1 rRNA gene is annotated in these 252 nt (G+C 33.7%); it reads left to right on the top strand.

The window, feature by feature from the left end:
* Window positions 1-181 precede the first annotated feature (181 nt).
* Window positions 182-252: ribosomal RNA gene (locus tag ACQ3F0_RS26970) — 23S ribosomal RNA — on the top strand; the annotation flags it as partial.

Genomic DNA, 252 nt, shown 5'->3' with positions numbered 1-252 from the left:
CTTTCTAGGGAGAAATGAGAACAATGTTCTCATAAAATTGACTTGGTTTTATCTACTCTGTTTAATTTTGAAAGATTAATTTCTTTCTATTTTGTTCATTGAAAATTGCATAGTGAATTATATATAAGTAACAAAGCTCAAACTGAGCAAACTTTGTAAAAAGTTGATTAAATAACTAAAAGATCAAGCTACAAAGGGCGCACGGTGGATGCCTTGGCACTAGGAGCCGATGAAGGACGTGATAAGCTGCGA

Origin of the sequence: Clostridium sediminicola (assembly GCF_050402865.1) — a bacterium.
Taxonomy (GTDB): Bacteria; Bacillota; Clostridia; order Clostridiales; family Clostridiaceae; genus Clostridium_AF; species Clostridium_AF sediminicola.
The sequence above is the reverse complement of the archived record's forward strand: the minus strand, read 5'-3'. Positions and strand labels throughout refer to the sequence as shown.